Genomic DNA, 18,494 nt, shown 5'->3' with positions numbered 1-18,494 from the left:
TCTCACAGATTTTTCCCCAAGAGTATTAAGAAAATCTTAAATATACATGGGTACGAATTGAGAAGAATAATTGGCTCAAACGCTTACATAGTCACGGTTTAGGCTTCTATCCTCAATCGGGATGGGGGGAACTTCAGTTTACGGTCAAGCCGGAAACGACCAACTCTACGGAAACGCGGGTGATGACTTCTTGGATGGTGGTAGCCATGGGGATCAACTCTATGGTGGCACAGGTCGCGACGTCCTCTATGGTCAATCTGGGAATGATTTCCTCAATGGCGAAGCCGATAACGATGTTCTCGACGGTGGTTCCGGTGTCGATACCTTAGCAGGCGGTACCGGAGAAGATACGCTTTATGGTCAAACCGATGACGATTTCCTCTATGGAAATGCAGGTCATGATCGATTAGAAGGCGGTGACGGAAACGACTACCTAGAAGGGAATTCCGGGGATGATATTCTCCATGGTCAAGCCAACAACGACCAACTCTACGGAAATCAAGGGAACGATGAACTCTATGGCGAAATTGGCGATGATTTCCTCATGGGAGAAGCCGGGGATGACCTGATTCATGGCGGTCGGGATAATGATACCGTGAGTTACCACACCTCACCCAATGGCGTCATCGTTAATATTAACGAGTATCGCAACTATGACCATAACCGCAGCGATCGCGCGGCTGAAGAAATTACTGATGCGAACCCCAGTGACTACTATAGCGACCTAGAACCCGATTTTACCATTAACTCCGGAACCGCCATTGACGGATTTGGTACCACGGATACGCTGAAGAACTTAGAACATATCATCGGGTCTGAATTCGATGATATCCTGATTGGCAATCGCAAGGACAACCAAATCCAGGCGTTAGCTGGGGATGACTTAATTCTCAGTACCGCCGGAGAGGATCAGTTTGATGGGGGGAATGGTACTGATACCCTCAGCTTCCGCCGTGATCCGGGAAGTGTGTATGTCAACCTGGAAACGGGACGAGTGATTGATGGTTGGGGCGATATGGATATTATTATCCCTCACCAAGACAACAATTCCCTCTCCACGATAGAAAATGTGATTGGTTCTCGCCATGATGACGAAATAATTGGCGATAATCAAGCCAATTGGATTACTGCTGATAAAGGCGATGATACCCTGGATGGACAAGCCGGAAATGACTCCCTGTACGGCGAACGCGGCGATGATCAAATAATCGGGGGTTTGGGTCAAGACCAAATCTTTGGCAATCAAGGTACGGATACCATCTATGGTGACTTACAAGGCGTCACCGATCAAGGCGATGCTGATTATATCCGTGGCGGCGATGGGGATGATACGATCCACGCTGGCGGTGGTGATGATTGGGTCAAAGGTGATAGTGGATATGGCGATGATCTGATCTACGGAGATGATGGTGATGATACCCTAGAAGGCGGTGCTGGTGAGGATTTCATCAGTGGTGGAATGGGACGCGATCGCATTTTTGGCGATGACGAGAATGACCAACTCTATGGTGATGCTGGAGATGACCATATTGTCGGCGGTACAGGAGATGATCAACTCGATGGTGGTGCAGATAACGACTATTTAGAAGCCAACCAAGGGAATGACCGCCTCTTGGGTCAAGGGGGAGATGATTTCCTCCGCAGTGGTGAGGGACATGACTATTTAGAAGGTGGTGACGGCGATGACCAACTGATTGCAGAAGCCGGAATCGATTACCTAGACGGCGGTTCTGGGGATGATAGTCTCAGTGGTGGCGATGATCACGATCAACTTTTGGGTCAGGCGGGGAATGATACCCTCGATGGCGGTTCTGGCGATGATAATCTGATTGGGGGTGATGACGATGACCAACTTTTGGGTCAATCTGGAAACGATGACCTGGATGGTGGCGCTGGCGATGATCTGCTACTGGGTGGCGATGGGAATGATCACCTGTATGGACAATCCGGTAACGATACCCTAGACGGTGGCGCGGGTCAAGATCATCTCTATGGTGATGATGGAGATGATGAACTCATCGGACAAGCCGGGGATGATTATCTAGAAGCCGGAAACGGAAATGACCTAGTATCCGGTGGCGATAATAACGATAAACTCTACGGACAAGCTGGGGATGATACCTTAAATGGCGGTAGCGGTGATGACCGTTTGGAAGCAGGAGAGGGAGATGACCAGTTATCTGGTGATGCGGGTTTTGATTACCTGGACGGCGGATTAGGCAATGACCAACTAGCAGGCGGTGACGATAACGATCGCCTGTATGGTCGCCAAGGTAATGATACCTTAGATGGCGGCGCTGGGGTCGATTATCTCAATGCCGGGGAAGGGGAAGACCAGATTATCGGTGGCGCAGGGAATGACCAACTCTATGCTGATGCTGGCAATGATACCTTAGCAGGCGGTGCAGATAATGATTACCTGGATGGGGGTGCAGGTGAAGATGAACTCACCGGTGATGCAGGGAATGACCAACTTTACGGTCAACAGGGCAATGATACCCTGGATGGTGGTACTGGTGACGATTACCTGGAAGGCGGGGATGGGGAAGATCACCTCACGGGTGGTACTGGAAATGACCGTCTCTATGGTAAACGCGATCGCGATACTCTAACAGGTGGCGATGGCAATGATCTCCTGGATGGTGGCGATAGCAGTGACCAACTTAATGGAGATGACGGCAATGATACCTTATATGGTCGCGCCGGATTTGATACCTTAGCAGGCGGTGTCGGAAATGACGCCCTTTGGGGGGGTGATGACGCAGATATGTTATCCGGAGACGCCGGAACCGATGTCCTCCAGGGTGGCGATGGTAATGATCAGCTATCGGGGGGTGAGGGAAATGACCGCCTCTACGGGAACAACGATAATGATACCCTAGAGGGGAATTCTGGCAATGACCTCCTCAACGGTGGTGCTGGTGATGACCAACTGATGGGGAATGCAGGATTTGACCGCCTCTATGGGAAGAAAGGCAATGACTGGTTAGATGGCGGGGATGGAAGTGACCAACTCCGGGGTGAAGCCGGTGCCGATACCCTATTCGGACAAGCCGGAACCGACTATTTAGATGGTGGTTCTGGGGATGACCAACTCTATGGTGGCACAGAACGCGATCGCCTCTACGGACGTCAGGGTGAAGATTTCCTCGACGGTGGCGCTGATAATGACCTATTACAAGGCGGTTCCGGGGATGATCAACTCTATGGTCAAACGGGTCACGATATCCTGGATGGCGGTTCCGGTGATGACTTAGTTTGGGGCGGTGATCACAATGATACCCTATCCGGACAAGCCGGGGATGACTATCTGGATGGCGGAAGTGGCAATGATCAGATTAACGGCGGTGGCGATAATGACCAAATTTTCGGTCAATCCGGTATCGATATCTTAAGCGGCGGTTCCGGGAATGATTACCTAGAAGGCGGCTTAGACAATGACCAGCTTATCGGCGATATCGGCAATGATCAACTCTATGGTCAACAGGGCGATGATTCCCTAGAGGGGAACGATGGAAACGATTACCTCGAGGGCGGTTTAGGTCATGATACCCTAAAAGGCGATCGCGGTAATGACCAACTTTATGGTCAAGACGGTGAAGATATCCTCACTGGCGGAACCGACGATGATTACCTAGATGGTGGTGCAGATAATGACCGGCGGTACTGGTATGGATACCTTCATTCTCGGTTCAGGTGCAGGTGTCGATACCATATTCAACTTTACCGTTGGCATGGATTGGATTGGTTTAACGGGCGGAATTACCTTTAATGATCTGTCAATTAGCCAAGGAACCAACAGCCAAGAAAATGACACTTTCCTCACGATTCAGGACAGTGGTGAACAGCTTGCCACCTTAGCTGGGGTTCAAGCCAATACCCTCACCCATTTCGATTTCACTATCATCTAGAACCGCGATTGATCCAAGACAGGGACACGATAGTATCGTGTCCCTACAAACAATCAGGTTTTAATTGTCAGTCAAAGGAACATTGCCCCAAAAAAGACCAAAATAGGGCTTGACTTTCTGGTAAATTTCAGGTATTTTTATACAATGGGAAAATGTGCCGTCCTATAGACCCCAATCAACCGTAACCCGTAGGGTGGGTTAGGCAGTAATCAATCCACAAAACAAACCCTTTAATTAAATATCTGCCGTAACCCACCGAGTTATCATTTCCAACAGATGAACCAACGACTATAGACCCCAATCAACCGTAACCCGTAGGGTGGGTTAGGCGGTAATCAATCCAGGACACAAACCCTTTAATTCCCTATCCGCCGTAACCCACCGAGTTATCCTTAGCAACAGGTGAACCAACGACAAGGGCAGTCGATAAAATTAATGAATTTCCCCATCACGATAGCGGGGGCGTAGGGGCGCAAGTTTTGCGCCCACACAAGTAATAGATTTCCCCTGAAAAATAGGGCGTTTCGGCTTTTTATAGCAACCGCCATAGCTGTTAGGACACATCATTTATGTTCCAGACGTTGCATTTTAGTCTCTACCTCTGGGTTGCCAAGTCAGTAACATTCCTCTTAATTGAGTGACAATCAAAGATTGTAAATAAATCTAAAGTTTTCGCTTCACAGAGGAATTCAGTGTTACGATAATATCATTCGCTGGTGTTAGCATTCTTGCTTCTAAACTTTCCCCAGCAAGAAGCCGACCAGAAGCCAACTAAGCCAAAAATAGGGGAAAATCGCATAATCTATCTCCCTAGTCGGTAAGCCTTATTCTGTGTAAGGTTCAGCGAAAAGTTTTGAATATTGTCTCAAGTCATGTCGCACGGTTGAGAGGACTGGCACGGCTGAGACACAAGCACAAATCAGTCAATATCTGTTAGATACACCAGGCATTTGATGGGTGTGAGTCTCACGAAGCCGATGAAGTGGATTTAAGGAATCCGCTTCTGCGGCTTTTTGCTTGTTTCGAGGCAAATTTTCATTGCAGGACAAGAATTATGAAGACTAAACGTTTCATTTCTGCGATCGCAGCAACTGGAGTCTATCTAGCCATCTCAGGCATAATTCCTCCAAATACGCAGAATGCTAAGGCTCTTACCCTTTCTGGATTAAGCAATCAGCAGTGGGACGAGTACAGTAGTGATAACACCCGATTTGATGGCATTGTATGGAAATCCGGTCGGTGTCGAGAAACTCAAGATGAGCGGTATAAAACTCCACGAGAAATTGCCCAAATCTATCACAATCTTTCAACAGCAGCCCTGGGACGAAGAGTTACAATGACTGCTGGCTATCTGAATGATAAAAGTTATCACTGCGGTTTCAGTAAATGGCATGCTGGTTATCTCATCATGGCGACGCAATGATCGTGATCCAGACCAACATATTAAACAGTTACCCGGAAACTGGGGCACGTTGTTAAAGCACAAATCCACAGGTAAATGTCTCAATGCTCATTATCTTTATAATGGCGCACGGGTAAACGTTTGGCCCTGTCGCGAGAGTGATCCAGACCAAAACTGGACGTTGACGGATTTGGGTGGTGGCTATTTACAAATCAAACGGGCTAATACTAACCTCTGTCTCGATATGCCCGAGCGCAAAAACTACGGACGGGTTCATTTGTGGGAATGTAATCGGAATAATCCGAATCAACGTTGGCGCACCAACTAATCTTGAATCAGCATTCAATTAAGGAGTCGCCATAATCGTTTAGTTTGGGGTTGACTTGGCTAAAATCTTGTCAACCCCGGCTCATCACTTATAGCGCTTCTCCGTTTAGTGCAACACTGATTCTGTCGGGGCGCACGTCAGTGCGTCCTCTGCTGACGTGTATTTTTTCCCAACTGATCTAATAGCAATCATTACCTTGATATCAGGAGTAAAAATAATGAATAGTTGTTGGAGTAAAAATACAATATTTTTTGGCAATCTATAATTGCAGCAAAGTCCCCCCAGTGATTCCCCTGTTACTTTGGCGCGGTTGCTACTATTTGGGATGTCCCATCTCTCTTAAACCCGAAGCGATTCAGAATTTGTGCGATCGCACCCTGACTGAGATTAAGATTATTCCCATAGCCCGCAAAAGTTATCGCAATTGGCATCTGAGTCAAACCTATAACGGTAATACTATCACGTCTACGTCCCCAGTTAATCCGATTACGGGGGAATCTGAACCCGAAGACATTACTGAAACCACCGAACTTTATCTCAAAAAAGCCGATAACCAAATTACCCGGATTAAAACCATTATCTCCGGCGCCCTCCGCAACCGCGCCAGTGATATTCACCTGGAACCATCACTGGAAGGATTACGAGTGCGGTATCGGATTGATGGGATTCTCCGAGATATTACTACCCTACCTGCTGATATTAGTCGCCCTTGTATTGTCGCCCTGAAAGTAATGTCTAATATGGATATTGCTGAAAGTCGCCGCCCCCAAGATGGGCGGATTGGCGAAAATTATACGTCTGGTGACGACACGGATTTGGGATTGGATATGCGGGTGAGTACCCTTCCTTGTGTGGGGGGAGAAAAAGTGGTGATTCGCTTACTTCCCCGACGAAATCCCTTTTCGGGTTTAGCGGATTTGGGGTTTTCAGCAAAGAAACTGAGTATCTATAAGAATTGGTTAGAACAACCCCAAGGAATTGTTATTTTAACCGGTCCCACGGGTTCGGGGAAAACCAGTACACTGTACAATTCCCTGCAATCTGTGGCGACTGAACATGTCAATGTGGTGACAGTAGAAGATCCGGTAGAATATGTTTTACCTCGGATTACTCAAACCCAAGTTCATGAAGCAGCGGGGATGACATTAGCGGCGGGTTTACGGGCGATTTTACGCCAAGATCCGGATATTATTATGGTGGGTGAAATCCGGGATAACGAAACGGCAGAAACTGCGATTCGGGCGGCATTAACAGGACATTTGGTGTTAACCACGCTGCATACCAATGATGCGGTGAGTGCGATTCCCCGGCTGAAAGATATTGGACCTGATCCGGGTTTAGTCAGTGATGCGTTATTAGGCATTGTGGCACAGCGTTTAGTTCGGAAAGTATGTCCCCACTGTGCTGAACCTTACAATCCCACGGAAACAGATTTACGTAAATTAGGCATATCTAGGGAAGAGGCGAATCCCCAATCTTGGCGTCAGGGAAAGGGCTGTTCTAAGTGCTTTAATTCGGGGTATTTAGGGCGGGAAGCGATTGTGGAAATTCTAAATGTTGATGATCGGGTGCGGCAGTTAATTTATGAGGGAAGTATGACCCAATTACATCGGTATTTAGAGGAAATTAAGTTTGACTCGTTTCGGATGGCGGCAATTGAAAAAGTCACCCAAGGAATTACTACATTGACAGAGGTACTGCGGGTGTTACCTCACAGTGCATTATACCGAAAGAGTCTCTAAAATAGGGCGATAATTTTCGGGGGTTCTGGGTGTAGGTCTGGGCTTGACTTTCTTGCGGATTTTCGGTATTTTATTATCATGGGAAAATGTGCCGTCCTATAGACCCCAATTCACCTTCACCCGTAGGGTGGGTTAGGCGGTAATCAATTCAGGAAACAAACCATTTAATTAACTATCCGCCGTAACCCACCGAGTTATCTTTCCCACAGGTGAACCAACGACGAGGGCGAGTCGATAAAATTAATAGATTTTTCCCTGAAGATAGTGCAGCGACTCGCCCATACAGGATTACAGAACACAAAACAAAATAAAACAAAATAAAACAAATGTCAGGCTAGGAATCCATAACAGCTTAGTGCTTTCAAATAAGAACCGCTATATACTGGAAATCACTGATTACAAACATAAGACAGGACAGCTTAGTAATGGTTAGCTTTCCTTCACCCCCGGAAACAAAAAAAAACGATCGCGCTACCGATTTAGCCGAATCCGGCTGGCGTGTAATCACCGTTTATCAACCTGACGGCACAATAACCCAAAACCAAGTGCCGCTCACTCCTGAAGAATTTCTCCATCCCCAGGAGGGTTATCATTTGCCTAACAGTACCTTTCACGATGATATCGCAGGTCAGGCTAAAGATATCTTGACGCGCCGTTATGCCAATGACCCCACCACCGGAGTATTCCGCGATTTGTTAATTGAATGGGACATTCCTGGACAAGGTGACCACTGTCCAGATACATTTGTCGCCTTTGGTATTAGTAACAAAGGTGAAAATCGCTCCAAGTTTATTATTGCTGATGAGGGAGTGCGTCCTAGTTTCATTTTGGAAGTCGTCTCCCCTCGCTACCGCAAAGAAGACCGCGAAAAAAAGGTTTTAGAATATGCTCGTACCCGAGTGAGTGAGTACATCATAATTGACCGCCGCCTGATGCGGGGACAGGTAATTGAAGAAGTTTTAGGTTATCGATTGGTGGAAGGACTTTATCAACCGATTACTCCTGATGAAGAAGGACGCATTTACTGTTCCACGTTAGGAGTGCTGATGAGTTTGCACAATGGCTGTTTGGTGATTGAAGATGCGAATACGGGAGAACGTTTGCTATCGTCTTTGGAACTTGAAGCAGCCAACCAGGAATTAGGACAGCAGACTGCGGAAATGGCGGCACTGCTGGAGCGCTATCGAGAACGCTTTGGAGACTTGTCAGATAATCAGGATAGTTAGCAGACATCTGAAAAAGGGAACTCAACTGGAATCTGTAGAATCTGTAGGGGGGCTCTTGCAGTAATCAATCCAGGAAACCAACCCTTTAATTAACTATCTGCCGTAACCCACCGAGTTATCCTTTCCCACAGGTGAACCAACGAGGATTGCTAAACAAAATTAATGGATTTTTCCGTAACGATAGCGAGGGCGCAAGCCTTTGCGCCCCTACTAAAAAAATAGGATTAGGGGTTGATTTTTTGGGAGAGTTTTGGTATTTTTATATCATGGAAAAATATGCCGTCCTATAGACCCAGATCAACCGGAATCTGTAGGGTGGGTTAGGCAGTAATCAATTCAGGAAACACACCCTTTAATTAACTATCTGCCGTAACCCACCGAGTTATCCTTTGCAACAGGTGAACCAACGATGAGGGCGAGTCGATAAAATGGATTTCCCCATCACGATAGTGCAGCGACTCGCCCCTACAGGATTACAGGACACAGGACACAGAACACAATAAAATATCAGGTTAGGAATCACCTAAATCTCAAATCAAAGAGGGTGCTATGATGACCATCAATCAAAGCTTACAACGTCTGATACAGGGAAGCGCGATCGCTCCCCTCCTCTTCATCCCCTGTAACCCTGTCCTCGCCCAGATTACACCCGATTTCACATTAGGCGCTGAAGGTTCCTCAATCCTACCCGATGGGGTGGTTATCGATGGAGTAACCGCCGATTTAATTCAGGATGGCGCTAGCCGAGGTTCGGCATTATTTCATAGCTTTTTAGAATTTAATATTAACGAAGGACAACGGGTTTATTTTGCCAACCCTGCTGGAATCGAAGCCATTTTTAGTCGCGTAACTGGAACTGATCCCTCGGACATTTTGGGGACATTAGGCGTCAACGGTGCGGCTGATTTATTTTTGATCAATCCCAATGGAATTCTCTTTGGCGAAAATGCTCAATTAGACATCCGGGGTTCCTTTGTCGGGAGTACAGCCAATGGGGTGGTATTTGAGAATGGCACTATCTTTAGTGCGACTAATCCAGAAGCACCGCCATTGTTAACCATTAATGTGCCTTTGGGGTTGCAATATGGAAATCAGAATCCAGCCGCGATTACCAATTCTGGCAATCTAGAAGTTGGGGAAGATTTAACCTTAGTTGGTGGAACAATTAGCAGTACCGGACAATTAGCCGCCCCCGCCGGACATTTGGAGATAGCCGCCGTGAATGGGGATGCAACGGTGCGGGATGGGTTGGCGCAGTCGGCTATTTTATTGGCGAATAATAACTTAATTTTAGAAGAAAGTCAGTTAGTCACCGCCGGAGATTTAATCTTATTGGCGGGGGATACAGTGCGAGTGTGGGATAGTGTAGAAACTCCGTTTATTGCCCATGCTGGCGGGAATCTTTATATTCAAGGAAATCAAGGTATTGATATTCTGGCATTGAATCATCCAGGAACGCCGTTTCAAAGTGGTGGGGATTTGAGTTTAATTAGTGATGGGGTCATTTCTGGGGACGCTCATTTTGCCAGTGGGGGTCAGTTTGCGATTCTGAATTTAGCGGGGGAACCGGGGAATTTTATCAGTTTATATGACCCGATTATTAGTTCCGAAGGCGATGTGGTTCTGGGGGATTATACAGGGGTTTCGCTGAAGGTTGAGGCAAGAGGAAGTATTGCCACAGGAAATATTCGGATTACGGGTGAAGATACGACATTAACGGAAGGAGATGATCCGGATATTAAGATATTGAGAGAGAGTCCAGCTTTAATTTTACGAGCGGGGGTAGACGAGTTAAAACATCCGCCAACGACATTGATTCCTGTTTATAGTGATGATTTTGAAGGAGACATTCCTGATGTATGGTCAAATACATCAACGGATATCACACCGAAAGGAAACCGTAGATTTTTGGGGCAGTTTGGCAGCGAGACAATAAGCCTAAAACTGGATAATCTGCCACCCCATGAAGTAGCTACTGTTTCTCTGGATCTATTCATTATCCGTTCATGGGATGGAAATAGACCAAATAACGGACCTGATATTTGGAATTTGAATATTGAGGGGGGTCAAACCCTGATCAATACAACATTTAAAAACTATGATGTTATCTTTGGAAATCAACCTGAAGACATACAAGCCCAGTCATATCCTGCGGAATATAATCCTTCAGAAATTGTTAATAACCCTGCACATAAAAAAGCTAGTGAAGTCAACACCCTCGGATACGAATTTTTCTTTCCATCACTTAACCAAATTAGAGCAGCTGATTCAGTCTACAACTTAAGCCAGGATTTCAAACATTCAGACAATTCAATTCAAATTAATTTCTTTGCCCAACTTTCCAATGCTGATATTAATAATGAAAGTTGGGGAATAGATAATGTTAGTGTTTCTGTGAGGTCAAGTGTAACATCTTCGGGAGAACAACCACCGAATAATAGTCCATCCCCAGGACGCATCACCACAGGCAACCTACAAACCCCAGGGGGACCGATTATCTTAGATGCAACCCGTGATATTAATCTGATGGGTGGAATTACCTCAAATGGTGGCGAAATTAGTATTCATAGTGATCGTTCCGTTAATGCCACGGGAGTGATTATCGACTCCACGAATAATGCCGGAACGGGTAACAGTGGTGATATTAATGTCACAGCCCAGTCAGTTGTTCTCGCTGATGGTACCCGATTACTTTCTAGAGTGGTTGGTAACAATCAAGGCGGAAATATAACAATTGATGCGTCTGAGTCGGTCAACCTAACGCAATCCCTAGCTGAGGAAAATTCAACAGGTTTGTTTGCTACCTCTGATGGCAGTGGTGAACCCGGAAATATTTTAGTCAAAACTCCAGAGTTAAATCTGCAAGGGAGAGCCAGGATATTAACTGAAGCTTATGATCTAGGAAATGCTGGAGAATTAAAGATTGAAACTGACCGTTTAAGGCTTCAGGGTGGGGCAAGAGTATCAGCTTTTACCTCCGGTGCAGGTAAGGGTGGAAACTTAATTATCAATGCCAATGAGTCCGTTCAATTAATGGGGAATGATGGTATATTACCCACTGCCATCACCACAAGCGCCCTCACGGTTGAAGATTTCCCACCAGGAGACGCGGGAAATTTAACCATTAATACCGATCAGTTAATGGTTCAAGATGGGGCAATCGTAACTACGTCCACTGTCACCACAGGGAATGGCGGAGATTTAACAGTAAATGCCTCAACCGTGCAACTGAGTGGGACGGGGATTTTAGCCAATGGTGATGAAGTTTCCAGTGGCTTGTTTACCGATACAGGTAATATTGGTAATGCGGGAGATTTAATCATTAATGCCAATCACCTAATAGCCGAAGATGGCGCAGTCGCTTCCGCTTCCACCTTTGGTCAAGATCCGAATAATAGTTTGGGTGGGGATTTAACGGTAAATGCTTCTACCATTGAACTGAGTGGGAGAGCAAATAATGGTGTTCCCAGTGGTTTGTATGCTCAAACCTTGGGCGCAGGTCAAGCCGGAAACTTGACAATTAACACAGAGGATTTAATCGTTCGGGAACAAGCCAGAGTTTCTGTAGCGGCTGGCGGTGCGACAAGAGTAAGGGTTCTCCCGACACCGCCAACTGTTTTATCAGGGATTGAAATCCCACCGATTAGTCAAGCCACAGGAGATGCTGGGGATATAGAAGTCACAGCAAACAAAATAATATTAGATCAGCAGGGAACTATTATTGCTGAAACTGAAGCCACTGAGGGTGGCAATATTACCCTCAACGTTAACGATATACTACTCCTACGCCATAACAGTTTAATTTCCACCACCGCCGGAACTGCCCAAGCTGGCGGAAATGGAGGTAATATCCGGATTAATTCTCCCTTTGTTGTCGGGCTTCCTTGGGAAAATAGCGATATTACCGCCAATGCATTCTTCGGGAATGGGGGAAGAGTGGATATCACCACCAACAAGATTTATGGACTGGAATTTCGCCCTCGCCTGACTCCCCTTTCTGACATTACCGCCAGTTCAGAATTTGGTGAACAAGGAGTCGTTCAAATCAACGACTTAGAAATTGACCCCGACACCGGATTACTGCAATTACCCGCGCCAGCTTCTCCCCCAGAATTTGTCAATTTCTGTCAAGGGCGTTCTGACCAAACTCCCAGTCATTTTATCATCAGTGGACGCGGCGGAGTTCCGCCCACAATTTCCCAAGTAACGGGAACATATAACGTGTGGGAAGATTTACGTCCGTTGACTCCCAGTAGCGATAACTCTCCAGCAAAAATTGAACCTGTAACCCAGACTCGTTCAACGCCAATAATTGAAGCCCAAGGCTGGATAAAGTTACCCGATGGAACAATAGTTCTCACCGCCCAAGCGCCCAATGTTACCCCTAATACGGGTTGGCAAAATCCGCTACATTGTCAGAGTGCTGTTGAGTAATGAATGGGGGATAATGATGAGGGATGAGATTGAGTTGGTGAGGCGTGAGGGACACCAAAATAAATGTAGGGGCGCAAGGCTTGCGCCCTCATAGACCTCATCTTATGAGCAACGCTATATATTTTTTAACGCAGAGGTCAAGAGAGGTTTACGCAGAGGTTCGCAGAGGGATGGGAATGTGGGGAGGTGAGGGGTTGATAGTTCTGAAATAAATAGGATGTTGTTGACTGATGACGTTTATTAATCCGAAAACTGATTTTGCCTTTAAGAAGATTTTTGGTTCCAAGAAAAGTAAGGAAATTTTGATTAGTTTCCTGAATGCTATTCTGTATCAGGAACAGGAGATAATTCAAGACCTAGAAATCCTTGACCCTTATCAATCGCCTCGTATCCAGGGAATTAAGGATTCCTACCTAGATGTTAAAGCCGTCATCACTGGAAACAAAACCGTCATCATTGAAATGCAGGTACTCAACGTTTTAGGCTTTGAGAAACGAGTCCTGTATAATGCCGCCAAAGCATTTTCCATTCAACTGGGAGTCGGGGAAGATTACAACTTGTTGAATCCGGTGATTGCCTTAACCATTACCGACTTTGAGATGTTCCCCAACAATGCCAAAGTCATCTCTCGCTATTGCCTCAAGGAAAAGGAAGAGTTAACGGATTATACCGATGATATTGAATTAGTCTTTGTCGAATTACCCAAATTCAATAAAAGCCTGGAGGAATCAGAAACCTTAACCGATAAATGGCTCTACTTCCTCAAATTCGCCAACACCTTAAAAGACGTGCCGCCGCCAATGGCAACAATTCCCGCCCTGAAACAAGCATTTACCATTGCCAGACAGAGTAAACTAACCAAACGAGAGTTAGAAGCCCTAGAGAAGCGAGAGATTTTTATTCAAGATAGTCAGAATGCGATTCGCAAAGCCAAACTAGACGGTATGCGTGAAAAAGCGATTGCCATTGCCCGTGAACTTCTCGATGTTTTAGATATTGAAACAATTAGTCAAAAAACCGGATTAAGTATTACCGAGATTCAAGACTTAACCTAAATGTCACTGACTGGTATGTTGGTGGGCTCTTGCGAAGTCGAAACCCACCCTACGGCTTCCCAAACAACGAATAACAAAGGACAAATGACGAATGACAAATAACAATCGCCATCTACTAATTGGATTTATTCTCGGATTATTCCTATTCATCGGTATCCCCCCTGTCTTATCCCAAATTAATCCAATCACCCCTCCAATCCAATCCGCCGCACAATCTATAGCCCAAGGGAGAACCTTCTACGCCGCCAAAGACTATCAACAAGCCATTCACCTCTGGCGACAAGCCGCCCAAGGCTATGAAAACCAAGGGAATACCCTGCATCAAGCCCAGGCGTTGAGTTATCTGTCCTTAGCCTATCAGAAACTGCACCAATGGACAGACGCCGACGCCGCAATCACAGCCAGTCTGAGTCTATTAGACACCGTAGCAGAATCAGGAGAGCGATCGCGCCTTTATGCTCAAGCCCTGAATCACCGAGGTCATCTAGAATTAGCCTTAGGGCGGGCAGAATCTGCATTAGCCACCTGGAAGCAAGCAACGCAAATCTATCAGCAACTCAATGATGACATCGGCGTAACAGGTAGCCGATTCAACCAAGCCCAAGCCATGGAAGCCTTAGGACTCTATCGTCGCGCCTGTCAAGTTTCTCTGCAAGCCCTCCAAGTAGACAATCACTGCAACTTATCTGAGTCAGGCGAATTAGCCGCCGCCGTTAACACCTTTGAACAGCAATCTCAACCCGCCTTTACCGTTGTCGGGTTACGCCACTTAGGAAATGTTCTCCGCCTAGTTGGACACTGGCAGGAGTCAAACCACATTTTACACCAAGCCTTAGACTTAGCCGAACAAATCGACTCCCCATCCGACCAAAGTGCCACATTACTCAGTTTAGGTAAAACCCAATACGCTTTATACCGCCAAGCCAAAGACTTATGGGAGAGAAGTAATATCACCCAGAATCGCGACAAAGCCAAAGAATTGGCAAGAAAAGCCTTAAATACCTATCAGCAAGCCGCCGCCATCAACACCGACTCCACCACCTTACCCCTAGAAGCCCAACTGCATCGACTCCATTTATTAATCGAGTTTCAGCAATGGTTACAAACCCTAGAAAAAACCGATACAACCGCAAACCCAGCCGAATTTACACCTCAAATTCAATCCCAAGTTAACACATTACTTCAGAGTACCCTTGCCAACTTATCCCCCAGTAAAATCGCCATTTATAGCCGACTCAAGTTTGCCAAAGAGTTACTTAAATTACCCCAGTATGACCCCAATTTTAGTCATACCCTTAACTATACCCAAGTCGCATTAAACCAAGCAAAAGACCTGGAAAACCAACGGGCAGAATCTGACGCATGGGGTACACTAGGTCACATTTACGAACAGAATCAACAATGGAAAGATGCCCAAGACTTAACCCATCAAGCCCTCGGTTTAGCCCAATCCCTGGACGCTGAAGACCTAGCCTATAAATGGTTATGGCAATCGGGACGAATTTATTGGCAACAGCAGCAAAAAGAAAACGCCATTCACGCCTACGACGCCTCAATTAAGCTGCTGGATTCCGTGCGCCGAAATTTATTAGCCATCAACCCCGGTGTGCAGTTTTCCTTCTTAGACGATGTGCAACCCATTTATCAAGAATTCCTGCAAATCCTACTCCAACCCGACGCCAATTCTGACCATCTCCGCCAAGCCACCCGCATCAGCGAAGCCCTACAACTGGCTGAACTCGAAGACTTTCTCCGCTGTAGTTTTACCAACTTAGTCCCCATTGACCAAAGTGAAAATCCTCCTGCTGCGATTATCTATCCGATTTTACTGGAAAACCGTCTAGAAGTTCTGGTTAAATTACCCCAATCTGAATCATCTCCGGAAAAAATTTATCGATATACGCTCCACGTTTCCGCCCAAGACATTCGCCAAACCCTCTACGACTTGCGCCAACAATTAGATGACCCCCAAAATCCAGTAGACCGCTTAATTTTACCCCCAGCCCAAAAACTCTATAACTGGTTACTCCAACCCGCCCAAGCTGACTTACCCCCAGAGGGGACTCTAGTCTTTGTTCTCGATAGCACCCTGCAAAATCTCCCCCTTTCCATTCTCCACGATGGTCAGCATTACTTAGTCGAAACCTATAACATTACCGTTAGCCTTGGGTCACAATTTCCTAACCTCAAACCCTTATCCCCAACCCATTGGCAAGGGCTACTAGGAGGAATTCATAAAAAAGCCGAGAGTTACCCACCCAAATTACCCGCCTTATTCAATGTCTGGGACGAACTGCAACAGATTCACAATACCGTTCCCAGCCAACTACTAGAAAATGAACAATTTACCCAAACCAACTTCCGAAACCAACTGATTAACCATCCATTTTCCGTCATTCATTTAGCCACCCACGGCGAATTTAGTTCAGATGCAACCAAAACCGTCATCTACGCTTGGGACAAGAAAATCCCCGTCGAAAAATTTGGTCAACTCCTGCAACAGAGAGAACAAACCCGCAGCGAACCCATTCAATTATTAGTCCTCAGCGCCTGTCAAACAGCCTCTGGGGATAAACGTGCTGCCTTAGGATTAGCTGGAGTAGCCTTAAGAGCAAATGCCAGTAGTACCGTCGCCAGTTTATGGCGCGTCAGCGATAACTCTACCGCCCAATTAATGGATGACTTTTACCAGCAATTAAATCAAGGCATTTCTAAAGCAGAAGCCCTAGCCAAAGTGCAACGAAAATTTATCAATGATCCCGATAATTTAGCCCATCAACATCCTTATTATTGGGCAGCATTCATCCTCGCCGGAAACTGGTTTTAATCGTCATTTGTCATTTGTCATTCGTCATTCGTAGCCAAATCGTAGGGTGCGTTAGCAAAGCGTAACGCACCAATAATTGTAGGTTGAATTGACACAAGGAAACCCAACGGAATCTAGGGCTAAGGTTCCCTTACTACAAGCCTAATTTAATTCATCAAATAAGGTGTGCCACGCCGCCATCGTGCGTTAGCGTTCGCGAAGCGTTCCCGAAGGGTAGGGTAGGGTAGGATAGCGTAACACACCAATGGTCTTACAATAGCCTTATAATAGCCAACATTAACGCTATAATTTTTAACCCCATGGTTTTAACAGTTCAAGCGTCAGTTATCCCCATAGACGAACTAGAACGACAATTTAGTCTAGTCGAAGTTGAGGATACTCAATTCTTTCAAGAATGGCAAAATAATCTTCCTAAAATCTCTGACATCGAGAAACAGATGTTAGACAAACTCAAGCGAGGTTACTTCAATCTCCTCAAACACCCACCCCTATTAGAAAATGCCATCCGCATGGCGATAATTGCCCCCCTGCTATTTTTAGCCGACTTTTACCTGTTCCCCTTTCACATCAAAGCCGAAAAATCCGTCGATATTTCCACAGAAGACCAAGGCTTAATTGTAGAAGGGCGACTAGACGTATTAGTTCTCAAGCAGCACCTTTGGGTAGCCGTAATCGAATCCAAACGCGCCGCCTATTCCATTGAAGCCGGACTCTCACAGATGTTAGCTTATATGCTAGCTAACCCTCACCCAGAACAACCCAGTTTTGGCATGATTTCCAATGGAGGGAGTTTCCTATTTATTAAATTAATTCAAGGACAAATCCCTCAGTATGCGACATCAAGCCAATTCGACTTGCGACGCAAACCCGGAAATGATCTCTATAACGTCTTGAGTATCTTGAAGAATTTAGGAGAATTAACCCGAACCAACTCCAACTAGCCATCCCCATCCTCTTACCTATATATTCCCAACACCTACAAAAACCAATATCGCTTTCACTTAAGTCCGAATCCTACAAAACTTTACCCCAAATCCTTCAATCCCTCTGCGTACCTCTGCGTACCTCTGCGTTGAAAAAACATAACAGACATAATATCACCCTTCTAAATTCAACCCACCTGAACCCGAAAAAACAACCGAAAATTAATAGATGGTGCGTTACGCTGCGCTAACGCACCCTACGTCTAAAGCGTTTGAGTCAATGACAAATGACAAATGACAAATCAATTTAATCGCCGCATCACTTTTTCGATGTACTCAATCCGCTGTTCATCACCAATTGCCTCATATCCCGCCTTGGCTTCTTGATACCAACGCCGCGCCTGTTCATAATTATTATCCCCTTCATAAACCTCGCCTAAAAACTGGGCAACTTGCGGAGTCAATTCAGCATTATTTAACTGCTGATAATTGCTGTAAGCTGCTGTTAAGCTGTTCGGCATTTAAATAGGGTATAATTAAAATAGGAAATCCGAAAAACGAAAAAAATATGCCAGCCAAAAATTATTTGAAACCCGCTCAAAAAGAAAAATTACAAGTTGCTCTAAAAACCGAGAAAAATGCAGAT

General features: G+C 45.8%; 11 protein-coding genes. 10 read left to right on the top strand and 1 reads right to left on the bottom strand.

Annotation, left to right across the window (positions count from 1 at the left end):
- Positions 1–121 precede the first annotated feature (121 nt).
- From RIG66_RS20745 to RIG66_RS20700, 10 genes are all read left to right on the top strand, one after another.
- Complete coding sequence (locus RIG66_RS20745; RefSeq protein ID WP_446380639.1) at positions 122–3,772, top strand: calcium-binding protein; 3,651 nt, start codon at positions 122–124, stop codon at positions 3,770–3,772.
- Positions 3,735–3,911 carry a hypothetical protein gene (locus RIG66_RS20740; protein ID WP_446380638.1) on the top strand — a complete coding sequence of 59 codons (177 nt, stop codon included), beginning with the start codon at positions 3,735–3,737 and terminating at the stop codon, positions 3,909–3,911. Before RIG66_RS20745 ends, RIG66_RS20740 begins: the two co-directional genes overlap by 38 nt.
- Before the next feature lie 1,054 nt (positions 3,912–4,965).
- Positions 4,966–5,334 (top strand): hypothetical protein, encoded by a 369-nt coding sequence (locus RIG66_RS20735; protein ID WP_446380637.1) that lies wholly within the window; start codon positions 4,966–4,968, stop codon positions 5,332–5,334.
- Entirely contained in the window at positions 5,303–5,641 is a 339-nt protein-coding gene (locus RIG66_RS20730) for an RICIN domain-containing protein (protein ID WP_446380636.1), read from the top strand. Before RIG66_RS20735 ends, RIG66_RS20730 begins: the two co-directional genes overlap by 32 nt.
- A gap of 251 nt (positions 5,642–5,892) precedes the next feature.
- On the top strand, positions 5,893–7,383 hold the full coding sequence (locus tag RIG66_RS20725) for a GspE/PulE family protein (protein ID WP_446380635.1): 1,491 nt from the start codon (positions 5,893–5,895) through the stop codon (positions 7,381–7,383).
- 425 nt (positions 7,384–7,808) lie between these two features.
- A complete protein-coding gene (locus RIG66_RS20720; protein ID WP_446380634.1) occupies positions 7,809–8,609 on the top strand; it encodes a Uma2 family endonuclease in 801 nt (266 codons plus the stop codon).
- A gap of 549 nt (positions 8,610–9,158) precedes the next feature.
- The gene (locus RIG66_RS20715) at positions 9,159–13,043 is read left to right on the top strand and encodes a two-partner secretion domain-containing protein (RefSeq protein ID WP_446380633.1); all 3,885 of its coding nucleotides are present in this window, start codon (positions 9,159–9,161) and stop codon (positions 13,041–13,043) included.
- A gap of 230 nt (positions 13,044–13,273) precedes the next feature.
- Positions 13,274–14,098, top strand: a complete 825-nt coding sequence (locus tag RIG66_RS20710; RefSeq protein ID WP_446380632.1) for an Rpn family recombination-promoting nuclease/putative transposase — start codon at positions 13,274–13,276, stop codon at positions 14,096–14,098.
- A 91-nt stretch (positions 14,099–14,189) separates the two neighbouring features.
- On the top strand, positions 14,190–16,925 hold the full coding sequence (locus RIG66_RS20705; RefSeq protein WP_446380631.1) for a CHAT domain-containing protein: 2,736 nt from the start codon (positions 14,190–14,192) through the stop codon (positions 16,923–16,925).
- A 299-nt stretch (positions 16,926–17,224) separates the two neighbouring features.
- Positions 17,225–17,866 (top strand): restriction endonuclease subunit R, encoded by a 642-nt coding sequence (locus tag RIG66_RS20700; protein WP_446380630.1) that lies wholly within the window; start codon positions 17,225–17,227, stop codon positions 17,864–17,866.
- Positions 17,867–18,150: 284 nt separating this feature from the next.
- Here the strand turns inward: RIG66_RS20700 and RIG66_RS20695 are convergent, their stop codons facing one another.
- A complete protein-coding gene (locus RIG66_RS20695) occupies positions 18,151–18,369 on the bottom strand; it encodes a hypothetical protein (RefSeq protein WP_446380629.1) in 219 nt (72 codons plus the stop codon).
- Positions 18,370–18,494 lie beyond the last annotated feature (125 nt).

The sequence above is a fragment of the Coleofasciculus sp. E2-BRE-01 genome (assembly GCF_040221695.1).
Taxonomy (GTDB): Bacteria; Cyanobacteriota; Cyanobacteriia; order Cyanobacteriales; family Coleofasciculaceae; genus Coleofasciculus.
Note: the sequence above shows the minus strand (reverse complement) of the source record. Positions and strands in the feature narration are given on the sequence as shown.

Bases quoted from the DNA above. Each gene is read 5' to 3' on its own strand.
- RIG66_RS20745 (WP_446380639.1), top strand. From the start codon at position 122: ATGGGGGGAACTTCAGTTTACGGTCAAGCCGGAAACGACCAACTCTAC.
- RIG66_RS20740 (WP_446380638.1), top strand. From the start codon at position 3,735: ATGGATTGGATTGGTTTAACGGGCGGAATTACCTTTAATGATCTGTCA.
- RIG66_RS20735 (WP_446380637.1), top strand. From the start codon at position 4,966: ATGAAGACTAAACGTTTCATTTCTGCGATCGCAGCAACTGGAGTCTAT.
- RIG66_RS20730 (WP_446380636.1), top strand. From the start codon at position 5,303: ATGCTGGTTATCTCATCATGGCGACGCAATGATCGTGATCCAGACCAA.
- RIG66_RS20720 (WP_446380634.1), top strand. From the start codon at position 7,809: ATGGTTAGCTTTCCTTCACCCCCGGAAACAAAAAAAAACGATCGCGCT.
- RIG66_RS20715 (WP_446380633.1), top strand. From the start codon at position 9,159: ATGATGACCATCAATCAAAGCTTACAACGTCTGATACAGGGAAGCGCG.
- RIG66_RS20710 (WP_446380632.1), top strand. From the start codon at position 13,274: ATGACGTTTATTAATCCGAAAACTGATTTTGCCTTTAAGAAGATTTTT.
- RIG66_RS20705 (WP_446380631.1), top strand. From the start codon at position 14,190: ATGACAAATAACAATCGCCATCTACTAATTGGATTTATTCTCGGATTA.
- RIG66_RS20700 (WP_446380630.1), top strand. From the start codon at position 17,225: ATGGTTTTAACAGTTCAAGCGTCAGTTATCCCCATAGACGAACTAGAA.
- RIG66_RS20695 (WP_446380629.1), bottom strand. From the start codon at position 18,369: ATGCCGAACAGCTTAACAGCAGCTTACAGCAATTATCAGCAGTTAAAT.